The following is an 18161-nucleotide window of genomic DNA, read 5'->3' on the forward strand; positions in this document are numbered from 1 at the left end:
GCCGCGGCCCCGTGCGGGAGGGCACGGGACACCGGCGGGAGCGGGCCGCGAGAGCCGGGGCTCAGACGTCGAAACTGAGCAGATGGGCGGGCGCCGGGCAGATTCTGCGGCCCCGGTGGTCGAAGACGTACAGTTGTGCGAGGTCGATCAGTACGGGCACCTGCGCGCCGGGGCGCAGCCAGGTGTCGGGGCTGGTCCGGATGACGAGGTCGCTCGACGGGACGGGCGGGCACTCCGGGTCGTACGGCCCGTACGCCCCGTACGGCAGCGGTTCCTCCTCCCTCACCGGGACCAGCGCCGCCCCGACATGGGCGGCCGCCCGCTCCTTCAGCCGGCTGAGCATGCTCGGCACGTTTCTGGTCCTGCGGCGGCGCGCGGGCGCCTCGGCCCCGCGGGCCGACTCCAGTTCGGGCACCACGGCGGGCCGCGAACCGGTGTCGAGATGCACCAGCACCTCGTGCCCCTGGTACTCCACGTACTCCACGGTCCCGGTCAGCAGGGCCTCTCCGGGGTGCGCCTGGCCGGGCGCCGCGATTCTCGCGGCCTCCGAGCGCAGCCCCAGGATGAGCTGCTTGCCCTGGTGGATACGGAGCAACTGGTGGTCGGGCCGGAGGGGTTCGGGCAGCGGGAGGCGCTGCCCGCCGAGCACGAGCGACATGTGGTCGGCCAGCGGGGCGTAGACGACGGCCTGGAGCAGATTGATCCGGGGTGTGCCGATGAAGGCCGCGACGAAGACGTTCTCCGGCAGCGCGTAGGTCTCGCGCGGGCTGCTCACCTGCTGGAGGACTCCGCCGCGCATCACCGCCACACGGTCGCCCAGTGACATCGCCTCCGCCTGGTCGTGGGTGACATAGACCGTGGTGACACCCAGCTGCCGGGTGAGTTGGGAAATTTCTGCTCGCAAATAGTTGCGAAGTTTGGCATCAAGATTGGACAGGGGTTCGTCCATCAGAAAGGCGGTGGGCCGCCGGGAGATGGCCCGGCCCATCGCGACCCGCTGGCGTTCGCCACCGGAGAGCTGACTGGGGTATCGGTCGAGTACATCCTCGATCCCGAGGACCTTGGCCGTGGCCTCGACACGGGGATTTCGGTCCCAGCGCCGGTTCTCCAGCCGGAGCGGGAAGCCGATGTTGTCCCGATTGGTCATGGTCGGATAGAGGGCGAAGTTCTGGAACACCATGGCCATGGCGCGGTCGCGCGGGGGCATCTCGTTGGCCGGTTCGCCATCGAGAAGCAATTCACCGTCGGTGATCTCCTCCAGACCGGCGATCATGCGGAGCACGGTCGATTTTCCGCAGCCCGATGGTCCCAGGAGAACAACGAATTCTCCTGGCTCGATATCGAGGGTGAAACGGTCGACGGCGCGCGAGCCGCGTCCGTAGCGCTTGCTGACATTGTGAAGAGAGATGGCGCGAGTCATGTGTTTCCGCCGAGAAGTGGGGGAGCGGCTGAGACCCTGAAAACTAGCCGACCGATCTCTGTCGGGGAATAAGTCGGACGGATGATGTTGGGGTTCTGGATTTATGCAGGATTGTTGCCTGCACCGGTACTTGATCGCGCGCGCCACCGATTTCCATTTCCGCCCGGGGATTCGCCTTGCGGATACCGGGACGCCCCACGGGGAGGAAGTACGCCAAGCGTGACAAAAGGTCCCGCGGGACCGGGGAACCCGGCAAAAGCCGCGTGACGGCGGGCGGTTCGGCGGGCGGCCGCGCACGGACCGGACCGCCGGGGCGGCGGTCCGCGGCCGGTGACGGCGGCCTCCGGCCGCTCCCGTGTCCTCTGGGGCGGCCGGCCCCGGCAGGGCGGCGCAGGGCGCCGCGGGCCCGATTCGGCTGCCCGGGGCCGTGCCGAGGATGCGCGGTGGCCCGTGAGGGAAGCCCCTCGCACGCGGTTGGGCGGTCGGGAGCGGTGAGCGCGCCCGAGACGGTCAGCGGCGGGGCCGACGGGCGCCATGGCCGAAAACGTATTTCCGGCCCGGGGCCGCCGAGCCGCGCCCGACCATGGGCTGCGCCCGGGAAAGGTACCGGGATGGCCGAGAAGCATCCCCGCGCGGCGGGTGCCCCCCGGGCACCCGGCGGCGGAAACACCCCTGCCGCGCACCCCGGGGAAGGAGGGAGCGCGGCAGGGGCCGGTGGGCCTCGCCGCCGGCACGGTGGTCTGTGCGAAGGCGAAGCGAAGACGGAGACCCGGACGGGGACGAAGGCGGGAACGGGACGAAGGAGGGGACGGGACGAAGACGGAGACGAGGGCGGGGACGAGGCCAGGGACAGGAGCGGCTCGGCGGGCGGCGCGCACGGCGGGGGGCGTGCGCCCCGAACCCCGACGCCCGGCCGTCGGGCGCCGGGCCGTCCCGTGCCGGGCCCTTCGGCGCGGGCCGATCCGGTGCCGGACCGTCAGATGATGCCGATCGCGACTCCGGCGGCCAGCACCACGAGCGAGGTGAGCGCGGCCCACTTGACCGTGAACCTGGTGTGGTCGCCGAACTCGACCTTGGCCATGCCCACGAGGACGTAGACCGCGGGAACGAGCGGGCTGGACATATGGAGGGCCTGCCCGACGAGCGAGGCGCGGGCGATCTCCAGCGGTGAGACCCCATGGGCGGCCCCCGCCTCGGCGAGAACGGGCAGGACGCCGAAGTAGAAGCCGTCGTTCGACATGAAATACGTGAGCGGGAGGCTCAGCACTCCGGTGACGACGGCCATGTGCGGACCCATGCCGTCGGGGATGGCGCCGACGAGCCAGTCCGCCATGTGCTCGACCATGCCGGTGCCGGTGAGGACCCCGGTGAAGACGGCGGCGGCGAAGACCATGCCGGAGACGTTGAGGACGTTCTCGGCATGTGCTCCGATCCGGGCCCGCTGATCGGCCATCTTCGGATAGTTGACGGTCAGGGCGAGGGCCGCGCCGAGGAGGAACAGGACCGGGATGGGCAGCAACTCCATGATCATCGCGGTGAGGAGGGCGAGGGTGAGGCCCGCGTTGAACCAGTAGAGCCCGGGGCGGAGGGTCTCACGGTGGGGGTCGAGTCCCTGGAAGCCCCCGGCCTCCTCCCCGGCCGCTCCGGTACGGCCCTCGGTCCGTTCCCCGTCGCCGTCCCGGCCGCGGCCCTTGCCGTCCTCATGGGCCTCCGTGCCGCCCGCGGCCCCGGAGGCCGTACGGGAGTCACCGGCACCGCCGCCCGCCGTCACCAGCACGGTCCCGGCCTCCGGCTCCGGCTCCGGGGCTTCCTCCAGCGTCAGATACCCGAGCCGCCTGCGTTCCCGCAGGCCCAGCACGTACGCCAGGACGAACACGAAGAGCAGTCCGACGGCGAGCGCCGGGATCATCGGCACGAAGATGTCGGCGGCGTCCAGCTTCAGCGCGGTGGCCGCGCGGGCGGTGGGCCCGCCCCAGGGCAGGGTGTTCATGACACCGTTGGCCGTCGCGGCCACGCCCGTCATCACCACCAGGCTCATGCCGAGGCGCTTGTAGAGCGGATACATCGCGGAGACGGTGATCATAAAAGTCGTCGAGCCGTCGCCGTCCAGCGAGACAATCGCGGCGAGCACCGCCGTACCGACCACGACCCGCAGGGGATCCGCCCTGCAGAACCGCAGAATGCCGCGGACGATCGGGTCGAAGAGACCGACGTCGATCATCACACCGAAATAGACGATCGCGAACATCAGCATCGCCGCGGTGGGGGCGAGATTGCCGACGCCTTCGATGACGTAGTCCCCCAACTGCGCGCCCTGCCCGACGATCACACAGAAGAGGGCGGGAATGAGGACCAGGGCCGCGATGGGCGACATCTTCTTCGTCATGATCAGAACCAGGAAGGTCGCGATCATGGCGAAGCCGAGCATTGTCAGCATGGGGGGTTACCTAACGTTCATCCTTGAACTTCCACCGGGGTTCGCGGGTGGCCCGGATGACGTTAGGACGCGGCCCACAGCGTTAACAAGATGGTGACGCGTGAGCAATACGAGCAAAACCCCAGGTCACGGGCGAGGCTCGATATCCGGTGGCCGCAGGCGCACAAGGGGCCGGGCGCCGGTCCACCGTCCGTGACGCCCGTCCGGTGCGCCCGACGCGGTCCGCCCTCACGCGCCGGGCGTACCGGACGGGCTCTCCAGCACATCCCCCAGATACGCCCGCAAGAGCCTGCGCACCTCCGCGACGATCCCCTCGTCCCCGCACGGGCCGACCCGGAACGCCAGTTGGAGCAGCGCGTCCGCCGCCTCCACGGCCACCAGGACCGCCCGGGACAGCTCCTCGTCGGCCTCCCGGCCGACCTGCGCGGCGACGAGCGAGAGCAGCCGGTCCGCGACCCGGTGGTTCGCGCCGGCCGGGCGTCCGCCCAGCGGGATCCGATGGCCGAAGTCCACCAGGGAGAACCCGGGAACCGTGCGCTTCATCGCCAGATACTCGTCCAGGACGACGTCCAGGAGCCCTCGCCAGTCCCCCGCGGCCAGGGAGGGGAGCCGCGCGTCGACCCGCTCCGCGAACCGGTCCAGATTCCGTGCGGCCAGCGCGTCCGCGAGGGCGCGCTTGTTGCCGAAGAAGCGGTAGACGGACCCGATCGGTACTCCGGCCCGCTCGGCGACCGCCCGCGTGGACAGCTTCTCGTAACCCGATTCGTCGAGGAGTTCGGCGCAGGCGTCCAGGATCCGTGCGAGCCGCTGGGCGCTGCGCCGCTGGACGGGTTCACGGCGAAGAGGAGCGTGGGACACGCCGACCATCATGCCGTCCCGATGGCGTTGACGGGACGGTCCCGCAATCCTACGGTTGTCCATAGGATTACTTCGGGCACCGGGAGCTGACGATGAGCGGGATCGGGCGGACACAGTCCGGACGGGCACAACCGGAACGGACACAGCCGCAACAGCCGCACCAGCCCGGCCGGTCGGAGCCGGGAGATCCGGAGGGCCCGGGGCTGCCGGGAGGGCCGGCATCGGAAGGGCCCGCCGCCGGGTCCGGGCACAGGCGCGAGAGCGCCCGCAAGACCGCCGAGTCCCTGGCGTACTCCCCCGGCTTCGGCAACGAGCACAGCTCGGAGGCCGTCCCCGGCGCGCTCCCCCTCGGCCGGAACTCACCCCAGCGCGCCCCCCTCGGGCTGTACGCGGAGCAGCTGAGCGGCTCCGCGTTCACCGAGCCGCGCGCCCGCAACCGGCGCTCATGGCTCTACCGCATCCGCCCGTCCGCGGCGCACCCCCCGTTCCACCGCGCCGGCAACGGCGGCATCCGCAGCGCGCCGTTCACCGAGACCGTCCCCGACCCCAACCGGCTGCGGTGGGACCCGCTGCCGGAACCCGTGCCCGGCACGGACTGGCTGGACGGGCTCTGGACGCTCGGCGGCAACGGCGACGCGGCCCGGCGCACCGGCATGGCCGTGCATCTCTACCACGCCGACTCCCCCATGACCGACCGGGTGTTCGGCAACGCGGACGGCGAACTCCTGATCGTCCCCGAGCACGGCGGGCTGCTGCTGGTCACGGAGCTGGGCATGCTCGCCGCCCGCCCCGGCGAGGTCGCGCTGATCCCGCGCGGTGTCCGCTTCCGGGTGGAGCTGCTGGACGAGCGGGCACGCGGATACGTCTGCGAGAACTACGGGCAGCCGTTCCAGCTGCCCGACCTCGGCCCGATCGGCGCCAACGGCCTCGCGAACGCCCGTGACTTCCTCGCGCCCGCCGCCGCGTACGAGGATGTGGAGCGCCCGGTGGAGGTCGTCACCAAGTTCTGCGGCAACCTCTGGTCGGCGACCTACGGCCACTCCCCGCTCGATGTGGTCGCCTGGCACGGCAACCACGTCCCGTACGTCTACGATCTGCGCCGCTTCAATGTCATCGGCACCGTCTCCTACGACCACCCCGACCCGTCGATCTTCACGGTCCTCACCTCCCCCACCGACACCCCGGGTCTCGCGGGCGTCGACTTCGTGGTCTTCGCTCCGCGCTGGCTGGTGGGCGAGGACACTTTCCGGCCGCCGTACTTCCACCGCAATGTGATGAGCGAGTACATGGGCCTGATCGAAGGCGCGTACGACGCCAAAACCGCCGGACAGGGGGGTTTTGTCCCCGGGGGCGGCTCGCTCCACAACATGATGTCGGCGCACGGCCCCGACCGGGACACCTTCGAGCGGGCGAGCGCGGCCGAACTGCGGCCGCAGCGGGTCGACGACGGGCTGGCGTTCATGTTCGAGACCCGCTGGCCGCTGACCGTGACCGGGCAGGCGGCGGGAGCGGATCATCGGCAGAAGGGGTACGACAACGTGTGGCAGGGTCTTGAGCGTCACTTCATGTCCTGATACGGAGTCCCCGTGACCTCCTCCTTCGCCCCTGATTCGCTGGTCCTGAACCGCAAACTGCCGCTGTGGTACCAGGTCTCGCAGTCGCTGCGCGCCTCCATACTCGGCCGGGCGCCCGAGGCGCCGCTGCGGCTGCCCACCGAGGAGCAGCTCGCCGCCCACTACGGCGTGAGCGTGCTGACCATGCGCCAGGCCCTCAAGGAGCTGGAGGAGGAGGGACTGATCAGCCGGCACCGGCGGCGCGGCACCTTCATCGAACCGGGCGCGCGCCGGGGCGCCCCGAGGCGGCTGCTGGGGTCGGTCGACGCGATCGTGGCGCAGCAGTCCGGCGAGCGCACCACGATCCTGGGCCACGGCCCCGAGCCGGTCCCCGTCGAACTCGCCGAGCACTTCCCGGACACGGCCGAGGTCATGACGTACCGCCGGCTGCGCTGCGACGGCGACTCCGGCGAGCCGACCAACTGGGCCGAGAACGCGGTCCGTCCGGAGGTCGCCGCCGGGCTGGATCTCGCGGATCTGGCGCGCTGGCCGATGACGAAGGTGCTGCGGGACGCGCTCGGTGTGCGGATCGGCAGGATCACGGACACCGTGGAGGCACGGCTCGCGGATCCGCCGACGGCCCGGCTGCTCCAGGTGCCGCTGCTGAGCCCGATCCTGCACTACACGGGCGTCACCTACGACACGGCGGGGCGGGTCGTGGACGTGGCGCGCATCCGGTACCGGGGGGACCGGTTCTCCTTCTCGGTCACGCTCGACGCGGAGTGATCCACCGCGCGGAATGATCCACCGCGCCGAGTGGTCCGCCGGCGCGGAGAAGCCCCGGCCGCGAACGGCACACGGCGGCACCTGCGCCCTGGCGTCGCACGCGCCCCGGCTGTCGCGTGCGTCACGGCACCGGACGGACCCCCGCGCGGCGTCCGGGAGAATGTCCGTATGCCGATGCTCGACGAGCTGATGCCCTGGGGCGTACGCCCCCTGAGGACGGGGCGTACCTGGGTGATGGCCCCGGACGCCGCATCGCTGATCGCACGCTGGGACACGGTCGTACGGGCGCGGGGCGCGGAGCAGGACGCGCTGTTCGGCGGCACCCGGGCGCGCACCCCGCGCAGCGCGGTCGGCCAGTTGCCCGGACAGGCCACGGGGACGGGCCCGTTCGCCGGGGAGGACGGCCGGTGCCCGGCGCCCGTGCGGATGGACCACGGCCCCTTCGACCGGCAGTGGATCATCCCGGACCACCGGCTGATCGACGTGGCCCGCCCGGAGCTGTGGCGGGTCGCGGACGAGCACCAGGTGTTCCTGGTCGAGCAGGGGCCGCTCCCGGCGGGCACCGAGGCCCCGGGCCCGGCCGTCGTGGTGTCCGCACCGCTGCCCGACGGGTACTCCCCCGCGGGCCGGCCGGGCCGGATCCGCCCGCTGTACCGCAGGCCCGGCGGGGCCGAGCCGAATCTCGCACCGGGGCTGCCCGCGGCGCTCGGCGCCCGCTACGGCCGGCGGGTGGACGCCGACGCGGTGTTCGCCTGGATCGTGGCGGCGGCGAGGCACTCGCCGTCGGGATGTAGGGTGCCGCTGCCCGCCGACCCCGAGGTGTGGCTGACCGGGGTGGAGCTGGGGCGGCGCCTGCTGGAGATCCAGCTCCGGGGCGCCCGGGGCGGTGAGCGGCCCCGGCTGCCGGGCGGGCGCCGTCCCTATGTGCGCGCCGCGGTGCCCGCGCGGCCCGAGGTGATCGGGTACGAGCCGGGCACGGAGACGCTGAGTCTGGGTGAGGGCCGCATCTCCCCGGTGCCCGCGCCGGCCTGGGACTTCCGGATCGGGGGCGTACGGGTCCTGGAGCTGTGGTTCGAGCGGCGTACCGCTCCCGCCGAGCCGGGCACGCTGGACGCGATCCGGCCCCCGGCCTGGCCGCAGGAGTGGACCTCGGACCTGCTGGAGCTGATCACCGTACTGGCCCTGCTCGGCGAACTGGCCGACCGGCGAACCGCGTTGGGCGTCCACCCCGAGATCACGGAGCTGCCCGGCGTGCTGCCGCCGCCCGGGGCCGCCCGCCGTCCCGCGTCCGTACTCGACCATCTGGAGGAGGGCCCGGACGGTCAGTTCGCCCTGCTCTGAGCCTGCTCCCCCGCTGCGCCCGCCGGGCGGGACGTGACAAATGCCCCGTACACACGGTAGTCACGGCACCATGAGCACTCAGCCACCGCCCCCGCCACTGCCCCTCGACGGGATCACCGTCGTCGCCGTCGAGCAGGCGGTCTCCGCCCCCTTCGCCACCCGCCAGCTCGCCGATCTCGGCGCGCGGGTCGTCAAGGTCGAGCGCCCCGACGGCGGTGACTTCGCGCGGGGCTACGACACGGCGGCGCAGGGGCTCGCCTCCCACTTCGTGTGGTGCAACCGCGGCAAGGAGTCCCTCGCCGTCGACCTCAAGGACCCGCGCGGACTCGACATCGTGCGGAGGCTGATCGCGGACGCCGACGTGTTCGTCCAGAACCTCGCCCAGGGCGCCGCCGCGCGGCTCGGTCTGGACGCACCGGCTCTGTGCGCGGTCCACCCCCGGCTGATCGCCGTGGACATCTCCGGGTACGGCGCGCAGGGCCCGTACGCGCACAAGCGGGCGTACGACATGCTCGTGCAGTGCGAGGCGGGCCTGGTGTCGGTGACCGGCACCGCCGGACAGCCGGTGAAGGCGGGCATTCCGGCGGCCGACATCGCGGCCGCCATGTACGCCTTCTCCGGGGTGCTGGCGGCGCTGGTGCGGCGCGGTGTCACCGGACGCGGCGGCCCGGTGGAGATCTCGATGCTGGAGTCGCTGGCGGAGTGGATGGGGCATCCGCTGCACTTCGGCATGCACGGGGGCGAGCCCCCGGCGCGTACCGGTGTGGCGCACGCCGTCATCGTGCCGTACGACGTCTATCCGACCGCCGACGGCGGACAGGTGCTGCTGTCGGTGCAGAACGACCGCGAGTGGCGGCGGCTGGCCGAGCAGGTCCTGGGGCGGCCCGAACTGGGCTTCGACCCGCTGTTCGCGACCAATACGGCCCGCACGGCCCATCGCGCGACGACGGACGCGCAGGTGGCCGAGGCGCTGGGAAGGCTCCCCACCGCGGAGGCGGTGGCCCGGCTGGAGGCGGCGGGCATCGCCTGCGCGCGGCTCAACACGGTGACGGATGTGGCCGCGCATCCGCAGCTCGCCGCGCGGGAGCGGTGGCGGGAGGTGGGCTCACCGGCCGGGCCGCTGAAGGCGCTGCTGCCTCCGATCACCCTGCCGGGCGGTCCGGAGGCGCGGATGGGAGCGGTCCCGGCGCTGGGTGAGCACACCGACGCCCTGCTGAAGGCCCTGGGGATGACCGAGGAGGGGACGGCTGCGCTGCGCCGGGACGGCGTGGTCGCCTGAGGAGGTGATGACGGGCGCCCTCGGCGGGGCGCCGGGGAGTGTGATCGCCTGGGCGCGGGGCCGCACAGGCGGTGACACATGAGGGTTCGGATACGGGAGCGGTACGCGTGCCGACGGGCGGCGGGCGAGGGTCAGCGGCGGCTGCCGAACAGCGTCCGACGCAGTCTCCGCAGCGGCGCGAAGAGGGAGACCCGCCCGCTCTTGGACTTGTTGCGGTCGCGCGTCACATCACGTGACGTCAGCTCACGCATCAGCGAGGTCGCCTCGACGGTCTCGCGCTGCGGGACGGCGGGACCGCCGAGCACCGAGAGATGCCGGTCGAGACGCGAGCTGGTCGCGCTGTTCCCGCAGGTGATCGCAGGCACGCGCGGCCTGCTGCGCACTGTTATCTGTTCCATGTCACTCCCCACCCGTACGACGCACCCGGCCCGGGCAGGTTAACCCTATCGCCCCGCGGTGACACCCGTGTATCCCGGCGGCAGGATTCACCACTCCGGTATCGGAGTTGACGACTCCACGGTGAATACATCTGATTCCAGGGCGAGTTGGACAGTTTTGCGGCTCCACCAATCCATCCGTCGCACGGCCTCGAATGGCGTGCGCAAGGCAACCGAACTCGTTGCTCAGAACGGACGGACCGATGACCGCTACCGACAAGAGCGGGTGGAGGACCGGCACCGCCGGGGTCTTCCGGGGGCGCAGGGGCCTCGCCGTGCTCACCTGTGGCGCCCTGACGGCCGGGGCGCTCACCGCCGCCGGTGTGAGTGCTCTCACACCCCGGCCGGCGACCGCCTCCAGCCACCGGGAGGCCCCGCTGGTCTCGGGGCAGCCCCAGTTCGACAACACCGATGTGTACGCCTTCGTCAGCCCCGACAAACCGGACACCACCACCCTGGTCGCCAACTGGCTGCCGTTCTCGGAGCCCGCGGGCGGGCCGAACTTCTTCCGGTTCGCCGAGGACGCCCGGTACGACATCAACATCGACAGCGACGGCGACGCGATGGCCGACCTCGTCTACCGCTGGACCTTCACCGATCACATCAGGAACGGGGACACGTTCCTCTACAACACCGGCCCCGTCACCAGCCTCGACGACCCGGATCTCCATGTCGCCCAGACCTATGACATCGATCTGCTGCGGCTGCGGCACCACCGGGTGCGCTCCACCATCAAGATCGCCGATGACGTGCGGGTCGCGCCGTCGAACGTGGGCAAGGCGTCCATGCCCCGGTACGCCGACCTGCGGGACCAGGCGATCCACCGGCTGCCCAGCGGCATCACCGCGTTCGCGGGACAGGCCGACGACCCCTTCTTCCTCGATCTGCGGGTCTTCGACCTGCTGTACGGAGGTGATCTCTCCGAGGTCGGCAACGACACGCTCAAGGGCTACAACGTCAACACCGTCGCCCTCCAGATCCCCAGCCACTATCTGCGGCAGTCCGGTCGGCAGCCGGTGATCGGCGTCTGGTCGACGACCCGGCGCCGGACCGCGGACGGCGGGTTCGCCCAGGTGTCACGGCTGGGGATGCCCCTGGTCAACGAGGTCGTCATCCCGGTGAAGGACAAGGACAGGTTCAACGCGTCCGCGCCCCGGAACGACGCCGACTTCCTGAAGTCGGTCACCAACCCCGAGCTGCCGAAGCTGATCGAGGCCCTCTACAAAATCAAGGCCCCGGCCGAGCCGCGTGACGACCTGGTGTCGGTCTTCCTCACCGGGGTGAAGGACCTCAACCAGCCCCCGGGTGTCCGGCCCGCCGAGACCCTGCGGCTCAACACGGCCGTCCGGCCGGCCGCCGAGCCCCGGCGGCTGGGTGTGCTCGACGGCGACAACGCCGGATTCCCCAACGGGCGCAGGCTCACCGACGATGTGATCGACATCGCGCTCCAGGTCGTGGAGGGCGAGCTGGTGGGTGCGGCGAACGACCTGGGCGACGCGGTGGACGCCAACGACCAGGAGTTCGGGACGAGCTTCCCGTATGTCGCGCTGCCGACCGCCGGTTCGCGCGGTCCGACCGCGAAGGGCGGCTCCCGCAACGCGCTGAACGGCGGCGCCTCGCTGTCGTCGGCGTCGGGCGGCGGCACCGACGAGACCGTCCTGTACACGGCGGCCGGCGGCGCGGTCGCGGGCGTCCTGCTGATCGGCACGGCCCTGTCCTGGTGGCGCAGGCGCCGGCGCGACCAGGGCTACTACTGACCGGCGCGGCGGGGGCGGCCGGGACCGGCGGTGCCGGCGCCCGGGCATTCGCCCCGCCCGGGCCGGGGGACGGCGGGCCGGGGTCCGGCTCCGGTCCGCACCCCACCGCCAGGGGCTCCCTCGCGAGCCCGTCCGACGGGCTCACCGACGAGCCCCGCCCGAGAGGACAGCGACAGCATGTCTCAGCAGACCGGCGAAGCCCTCCGCGCACCGCGCGGCGGCATCCGGCGGCGGGTCGCCACCGGGCTGGGAGCCGTCGGGGTCGCGCTGGCGATCAGCGCGGGAGCCGCCGTGTGGGGCGGCGGCCCGGCGGCGCCCCCGGATCCCGTGGGAGGCGCCCGCGGTCCCGCTTCCGGAGTGCGCGCACTGGAGGCCCGGGTGCGCGACCGGCCCGGGGACGCCGGGGCGTGGGCCGCCCTCGGCTCCGCGTATGTGGAACGGTCGCGGACCTCCGGCGATCCCGGCGGCTACCCGCGCGCCGAGGACGCGTTCGCCCGGGCCCTCGCACTGCGGCCGGACGGCAACGACGCCGCGCTGGCGGGGCGTGCCGCGCTCGCGGCGGCCCGGCACGACTTCCCCGCCGCGCTCGGGGACGCGGAACGGGCCGTCGCCGCCAACCCGTACAGCGAACAGGGGCTCGCGGTCCGGATCGACGCCCTCGTCGAACTCGGCCGCTACGACGAGGCGTTGCGGGCCGCCGGGGAGGCGGACCGCAAGCGGCCCGGCGTCCCCGTCTTCACCCGGCTCGCGTACGTCCACGAGCTGCGCGGGAACACCGGGGAAGCCGAAAAAGTGCTGAAGCTGGCGCTGCGGTCCGCGAGCACGCCCGCCGACACCGCGTACGTGGCGACCGCGCTCGGGGAACTCGCCTGGTCGCGGGGGAAGTACGCCACCGCTCTCGGCCACTGCGCGACCGCGCTGCGCGCCGAGCCGGGCAACATCGCCGCCGAGGAGTGCCGGGCGAGGACGTACGCGGCGCAGGGCCGGACGGCCGAGGCGATCTCGCAGTACGAGCGGATCGTGGCACGCTCCCCGCTCCCCGGCCGATCGGTGGCGCTCGGCGAGCTGTACGAGGCGGCGGGGCGGCGGGAGTCCGCCCGCCGGCAGTACGCGCTGATCGGCACCTGGACCGCACTCGCCCGCGCGAGCGGCATGAACCCGGATCCCGGCACCGCGCTCGCGGAGGCCGACCACGGCAACCGGGCGGCCGCGCTGGTCGCGGCCCGTGCCGAGTACCGGCGGCGCGGGACGGTGCACACGGCCGACGCGCTCGCGTGGGCGCTGCACCGGGCGGGGAGGCCGAAGGAGGCGCTGCCGTACGCCGGGAAGGCCACGGCGACCGGATACCGCAACGCGGCCTTCCTCTACCACCGGGGCATGATCGAGCACGCGGCGGGCGACCGGGCCGCGGCCCGCCGGACCCTGACCGAGGCGCTGCGGCTGAACCCCGCCTTCTCACCGCTCGGCGCGGCCGAGGCGCGGCGCGTCCTCGGGGAGGGCGCATGAGGTCCGCCGGAGACGGCGCAGGCCGTGAAGACACGGGAGGGGGCCGCGCGGACGGTGGGAGCCGCGGCGGGCGGGGTGCTGTGGGGAGCCGTCTCGCCGTCACGGCGGCACTGGTCGCCGGGGTGTTCCTGGTCCTCGGCGGGAGCGCGGCCGCGCATCCGCTCGGCAACTTCACCGTCAACCGCTACGACGGACTGGTCGTCGCCCGGGGCGAGTTGAGGGTCGACCATGTCGAGGATCTGGCCGAGATCCCCACCGCGCAGATCGACCCGTCCTCCCGGACGCCGGGGCGGCTGCCCTCCTGGGCCCGCGCCCGGTGCGCCGCAGCGGCACAGGAGGGGCGCGTCGAGGTGAACGGGCGCGCGGTGGCGCTCAGGTCGGACGCGAGCCGGGCCGAACTGCGCCCCGGGCAGGCCGGTCTGCCGACCCTCCGTGTGGAGTGCCGGCTGACGGCCCCGCTGCCGGACGGGAGGGCCGCCCTCGTCTTCCGGGCCCCGGGAGGAGACGGCGGACCGGGCTGGCGTGAGATCACGGCACGCGGCGACCGGATGACGCTGCAGCGGTCCGACGCTCCCGGGGAGTCCCTGTCCCGCCGGCTGACGGACTATCCGGAGGACGGTCTCGCGCAGCCGCCGGGCCGTACGCGGGCCGCGCTGACCGCGGTCCCGGGCGGCCCGGCGCTGACGGACGACGGGCGCGCGGGCGGGGACGGAACGTTCCCGGTCCTTCCGCGCAGGGCCGACCGCTGGACGCAGGCCCTCACCGGGCTGGTCGAACGCCGGGAGATCACCCTGCCGTTCGCCGCCCTCGCTATCGCGGTCTCCACCGGTCTCGGTGCGATGCACGCCCTGGCGCCCGGTCACGGCAAGACGCTGATGGCCGCCGCCGCGGCCGCGGGCGGCCGTCACTCGGTCCGTGACGTCCTCACGCTCGGCGCCTCGGTGACCGTCACCCACACCCTCGGGGTGTTCGCGCTGGGAGGGCTGGTGGCGGCGGGGTCGGCCGCGGCCGCTTCGGTGGTGGCGTGGCTGGGGGTGGCGAGCGGCGCGCTGGTGGCGGCGGCAGGTGCCGCGCTCGTCCGCAGGGCCTGGCGCCGCCGGGGACTTCCGCCCGACCAGCACCACCACGGCCATCACCCTCACCCTCACGGCCACCGACTTGACGGGCACGGACACCCCGGCCACGGACACGGCTCTGACGGGCACGGACAACCCGACCGGCACGCGGACGACCACGGGCATCACGAGCACGGCCGTGGCCACGGCCACGACACCGACGACCCCGGGCCGCACGGGCACGGCCACCACGACCGCGCGCGCACCCCCGAGCGGCGGGGACCGGTCGGCACCCTGCTCCTCGGGTTCGCCGGCGGGCTCGTGCCCAGCCCGTCCGCCGTGGTCGTGCTGGTCGGCGCGGCGGCTCTCGGCCGGGCGTGGTTCGGCTTCCTCCTCGTTCTCGCGTACGGCGCCGGGCTCGCCTTCACCCTCGCCGCCGCGGGCCTCCTGGTCGTACGCGTCGGCGAGCGGGCCGCCGCGCGGCTCGCGGCCCCGAGAAGGCCGGGCGGACAGCTCGTCGCCCTGGCGCACCGCGCGGCTCCGCTGGGCACCGCGTGCACGGTTCTGCTTCTCGGCTGCGGATTGCTGTTCAAGGGGGCGGCAGCGGCCTGGAGTTGAGCTAGCTTGGAGTGGTTTCCACCGGGATTCCACGAGATGCCGTGCTGCTGCTACGGATGGGGGCTCGCGTGCCGGAGAACCAGCTGATCGCCGGGCGTTACCGGCTGTTGAGCCCGCTCGGCGAGGGCGGTATGGGTGTGGTCTGGCGCGCCCGTGACGAGGTGCTCGACCGCGAGGTCGCCGTCAAGGAGGTACGGGCCCCGGCCGGGCTCGGCGCGACCGAGGAACGGCGGCTGTACCAGCGGCTGGAGCGGGAGGCGTGGGCCGCCGGCCGGATCTCGCACCGCAACGTGGTGACGGTCTTCGACGTGGCCGTCGAGGACGGCCGTCCCTGGATCGTGATGGAGCTGATCCGGGGGCTGTCCCTGGCCGAAGTGCTGGAGTCGGACGGTCCGCTCGTCCCCCGGCGCGCGGCGCAGATCGGCACCGAGGTCCTCGCGGCGCTGAACGCGGCCCATGGCGCGGGTGTGCTGCACCGCGACGTCAAACCGGGGAACGTCCTCATCGCCAATGACGGCCGGGTCGTGCTCTCCGACTTCGGGATCGCGGTGGTCGAGGGGACGTCCCATCTCACCATGACGGGCGAGCTGATCGGCTCGCCCGAATTCCTCGCCCCGGAGCGGGCCCTGGGGCGGACCCCGGGGCCCGAGTCGGATCTGTGGTCGCTCGGTGTACTGCTGTACGCGGCGGTCGAGGGCATCTCCCCGTTCCGGCAGAACACCCCGCTGAGCACCCTGCGGGCGGTGGTCGACGAGGAACTGCCGCCGCCGCGCCGGGCCGGTGAGCTGGCGCCGGTGATCGCGGGGCTGCTGCGCAAGGAGCCGGCGGAGCGGATGCCGGCCGCCGAGGCCGAGCGGCAGCTCCGGCTGGTCGGCGCGGGAGGGAGCACGCGAACGGCGGTGCCACCGGGTCCGTACAGTCCGACGGTCTCCGCCCGGACGACGGCGGCCACTCCCGCGCCGGGGCCGCCCGCCCCCGGGCCGGCGACCCCGGCGGGCGGGCCGGCCACGACGACGGGCCTGCGGCCGCCGCCGCATTCGCGCCGGTCGGTGGCCGTGCTGGCCACGGGGATCGCCGTGCTGCTGCTCGCGGTGAGCGGCCTCGCCTGGGCGCTGATGGACAGAGACGGAGGCGGCGCCGACCGGGGCGGTGGCGGCGTCTCCTCCGGCGGGGTGTCGTCGCCGAAGGAGACGCCGCCCCCGTCCCCTTCGGGCGGTGGCGGTACCACCGCGCCGGGCGGCGGTGGCACGGACGACGGCGGGACCGGGAGCCGGAACACCGGCGGGAACAACACTCCCCCGCCGGACGACCGGCCGCAGACGGTCACGGTGCACGTCCAGGCCGTGCGGGACGAATACTCCGGCACCTGCCCGCCGCCCGATTCCGGGGCCCCGGCCTTCCGGGCGCAGATCACCGTGGGCCGTACCCCGGCGACCGTCGAGTACCGCTGGGCGACCGAGAGCGGGGACGGCTCGTACTCCCGCTGGCGGACGCTGACGTTCCCGTCCGGCGGGGAGCGGCAGAAGGCGGTCGAGCACACCGAGCAGGCGTACCCCGAGGCCGGGACGCGCCACGACCGGATCCGGGTGGAGGTCCGGAGCCCGGTCGAGGCGCGGTCCGCCTGGATCGGATTCTCGGTCACCTGCGTGCGGGAGACGCCGTCGGACGGCGTCTCCCGCACGCCGGACACCGGGGCCGGTCCGGCCGTCAGGCGTGCGCGGTGAAGACGGGCAGATAGCCGCCGGACTGACCAGCGGCGGTGGGGTGGTACGACTCTCCGATTCTGAGCAGGTTCGCACTGTGCAGCCAGGCATCCCCGGAGCAGATCTCGTGCCCGGTGAAGGCCGTGACGACCTCCGCGAAGGTGTAGCCGTGGTCGGCCGCGCGCTTCGCGGTGGCGGTGTTGAGGTGGTCCGAGGCCGCGTTGAGCGCGGACCGTTCCCGCTCGCTGAGTCCGGCGACGCAGGTGCCGTTGAGCTGGTAGAAGCGGGGGTAGCCGAGGACGACGACGCGGGCGGAGGGGGCCTTGGCCCGGATCGCGGCGTACACGCCGTCGAGTTGTCCGGGCAGGGTCCGGTCGACGTACGAGCGCGCCTCGGCGATCCGGTCGAGGCAGGTGGACTCGGACATGAGGACGCAGGTGGTCATGACGTCGGCGAAGCCGGCGTCGTTGCCGCCCACGGTGAGGGAGACGAGATCGGTGGCGGGCCCGAGGGAACCGAGCTGGCCCTCCGTGACGTCACTCGTACGAGCGCCCGAGCAAGCGGCGAAAGCGAACGACGAGGGTGAATTCCGGGCCGCCCAGAGCCTGGGGAAGGCGCGGTCGCTGCGCTTGCAGGAGCCGCTCGCGCCGTCGTAGGCGCCGGCTCCGACGCCCGACGAGTAGGAGTCGCCCAGCGCCGCGTAGTCCAGGGCGGCGGGGGCTGCGGTGGCCTGCGCCGGGTTCGCTCCGGTGAGAGCGAGTACGGCGGCGAGGAGGAGTGACGATGAGAAAGCCGCGATACGGGACAGTTTCATGGAACCTCCGTTTAGCAGGATCTCTGCCACAACTTTCGTAGCAGCCCGCACACTTCACCGGAAGTGTCCATGACAAGTTTTCACGAGGCCGCCGCGCCCGCGTCCTTGACGGAAGCCCGCAGGCTGAGCAGCATGAGGAACCGATATCAGGCAGCCTGGGAGCAAATCCGGTCATGCAGGGCATCAAAGGCACACCCCTATTGGCCGGAAATGATCTTCCGGCGATCCTTTCCGGTGTGACATTCGCCATTTCAGGCACCGGAGTTGTCTTGGCGCTCGCCAACGCGGATTCACCCCTGCGTGCTCCTTTTATCCTTTTTTTCCTGTTCGTTGGGCCGGCCTCCGGACTGTACGCGGCCTTGCGGGGACTGGATTCCACGACCCGCGCCACCACGGCAGCCGCGGGGGCCGCCGGGATCGACCTGGCGGTCGCCGGAGTGCTGTCATCCCTGGACACTCCGGCCGCGAACGGCGGAGTGACCGCTATCGTGGTAGTAACCGCACTGTTGTTCCTGTGGGCGGCGGGGGGTCGTCGGAACGGGCGAACCCCCTCCACCCGGAGGCCGGATCGCGCCGATGGGCCCCTCCGCGAGGAGG

The 18161-nt window shown here is 72.9% G+C and carries 13 protein-coding genes; 8 read left to right on the forward strand and 5 right to left on the reverse strand.

The genetic code is table 11. The annotated features are described in order from the left end of the window. Positions 1–61 precede the first annotated feature (61 nt). From ACFYT4_RS22555 to ACFYT4_RS22565, 3 genes are all read right to left on the reverse strand, one after another. Positions 62–1420, reverse strand: coding sequence for an ABC transporter ATP-binding protein (locus tag ACFYT4_RS22555; protein ID WP_389271739.1), 1359 nt, complete (start codon positions 1418–1420; stop codon positions 62–64). A gap of 976 nt (positions 1421–2396) precedes the next feature. Continuing rightward, the gene (locus ACFYT4_RS22560; RefSeq protein ID WP_389271742.1) at positions 2397–3857 is read right to left on the reverse strand and encodes a CitMHS family transporter; all 1461 of its coding nucleotides are present in this window, start codon (positions 3855–3857) and stop codon (positions 2397–2399) included. A gap of 228 nt (positions 3858–4085) precedes the next feature. Continuing rightward, positions 4086–4724 carry a TetR family transcriptional regulator gene (locus ACFYT4_RS22565; protein ID WP_389271948.1) on the reverse strand — a complete coding sequence of 213 codons (639 nt, stop codon included), beginning with the start codon at positions 4722–4724 and terminating at the stop codon, positions 4086–4088. Between the two features lie 83 nt (positions 4725–4807). On the opposite strand from ACFYT4_RS22565, the gene hmgA reads away from it, so the two are divergent. The 4 genes from hmgA (at position 4808) to ACFYT4_RS22585 (ending at position 9674) form a co-directional block, all read left to right on the forward strand. Next, a complete protein-coding gene (gene hmgA / locus ACFYT4_RS22570; protein WP_389271745.1) occupies positions 4808–6289 on the forward strand; it encodes a homogentisate 1,2-dioxygenase in 1482 nt (493 codons plus the stop codon). Positions 6290–6301: 12 nt separating this feature from the next. After that, positions 6302–7054, forward strand: a complete 753-nt coding sequence (locus tag ACFYT4_RS22575) for a GntR family transcriptional regulator (protein ID WP_389271748.1) — start codon at positions 6302–6304, stop codon at positions 7052–7054. A 168-nt stretch (positions 7055–7222) separates the two neighbouring features. Next, positions 7223–8395: a type ISP restriction/modification enzyme gene (locus ACFYT4_RS22580; RefSeq protein ID WP_389271751.1), complete on the forward strand. Its 1173-nt coding sequence runs from the start codon at positions 7223–7225 to the stop codon at positions 8393–8395. A 70-nt stretch (positions 8396–8465) separates the two neighbouring features. Further along, on the forward strand, positions 8466–9674 hold the full coding sequence (locus tag ACFYT4_RS22585) for a CaiB/BaiF CoA transferase family protein (RefSeq protein WP_389271754.1): 1209 nt from the start codon (positions 8466–8468) through the stop codon (positions 9672–9674). A gap of 131 nt (positions 9675–9805) precedes the next feature. On the opposite strand, the gene ACFYT4_RS22590 is transcribed toward ACFYT4_RS22585, so the two are convergent. Further along, the gene (locus tag ACFYT4_RS22590; RefSeq protein ID WP_389271757.1) at positions 9806–10072 is read right to left on the reverse strand and encodes a hypothetical protein; all 267 of its coding nucleotides are present in this window, start codon (positions 10070–10072) and stop codon (positions 9806–9808) included. Between the two features lie 242 nt (positions 10073–10314). Here ACFYT4_RS22590 and ACFYT4_RS22595 point away from each other — a divergent pair, with 242 nt between their 5' ends. The 4 genes from ACFYT4_RS22595 to ACFYT4_RS22610 all read left to right on the forward strand — a co-directional run bounded on the left by ACFYT4_RS22595 (position 10315) and on the right by ACFYT4_RS22610 (position 16771). Continuing rightward, positions 10315–11868, forward strand: a complete 1554-nt coding sequence (locus ACFYT4_RS22595; protein WP_389271760.1) for a DUF4331 domain-containing protein — start codon at positions 10315–10317, stop codon at positions 11866–11868. 177 nt (positions 11869–12045) lie between these two features. Beyond that, positions 12046–13374 carry a tetratricopeptide repeat protein gene (locus ACFYT4_RS22600; protein ID WP_389271762.1) on the forward strand — a complete coding sequence of 443 codons (1329 nt, stop codon included), beginning with the start codon at positions 12046–12048 and terminating at the stop codon, positions 13372–13374. A gap of 80 nt (positions 13375–13454) precedes the next feature. Further along, the gene (locus ACFYT4_RS22605) at positions 13455–15047 is read left to right on the forward strand and encodes a nickel transporter (RefSeq protein ID WP_389271765.1); all 1593 of its coding nucleotides are present in this window, start codon (positions 13455–13457) and stop codon (positions 15045–15047) included. A gap of 56 nt (positions 15048–15103) precedes the next feature. Next, positions 15104–16771 (forward strand): serine/threonine-protein kinase, encoded by a 1668-nt coding sequence (locus ACFYT4_RS22610; protein WP_389271767.1) that lies wholly within the window; start codon positions 15104–15106, stop codon positions 16769–16771. Here ACFYT4_RS22610 and ACFYT4_RS22615 read toward each other — a convergent pair. Continuing rightward, on the reverse strand, positions 16755–17564 hold the full coding sequence (locus ACFYT4_RS22615; protein ID WP_389271770.1) for an SGNH/GDSL hydrolase family protein: 810 nt from the start codon (positions 17562–17564) through the stop codon (positions 16755–16757). The two genes, ACFYT4_RS22610 and ACFYT4_RS22615, sit on opposite strands and share 17 nt — an antisense overlap. Positions 17565–18161: the final 597 nt, after the last annotated feature.

Origin of the sequence: Streptomyces sp. NPDC004609, from assembly GCF_042873655.1 — a bacterium.
Taxonomy (GTDB): domain Bacteria; phylum Actinomycetota; class Actinomycetes; order Streptomycetales; family Streptomycetaceae; genus Streptomyces.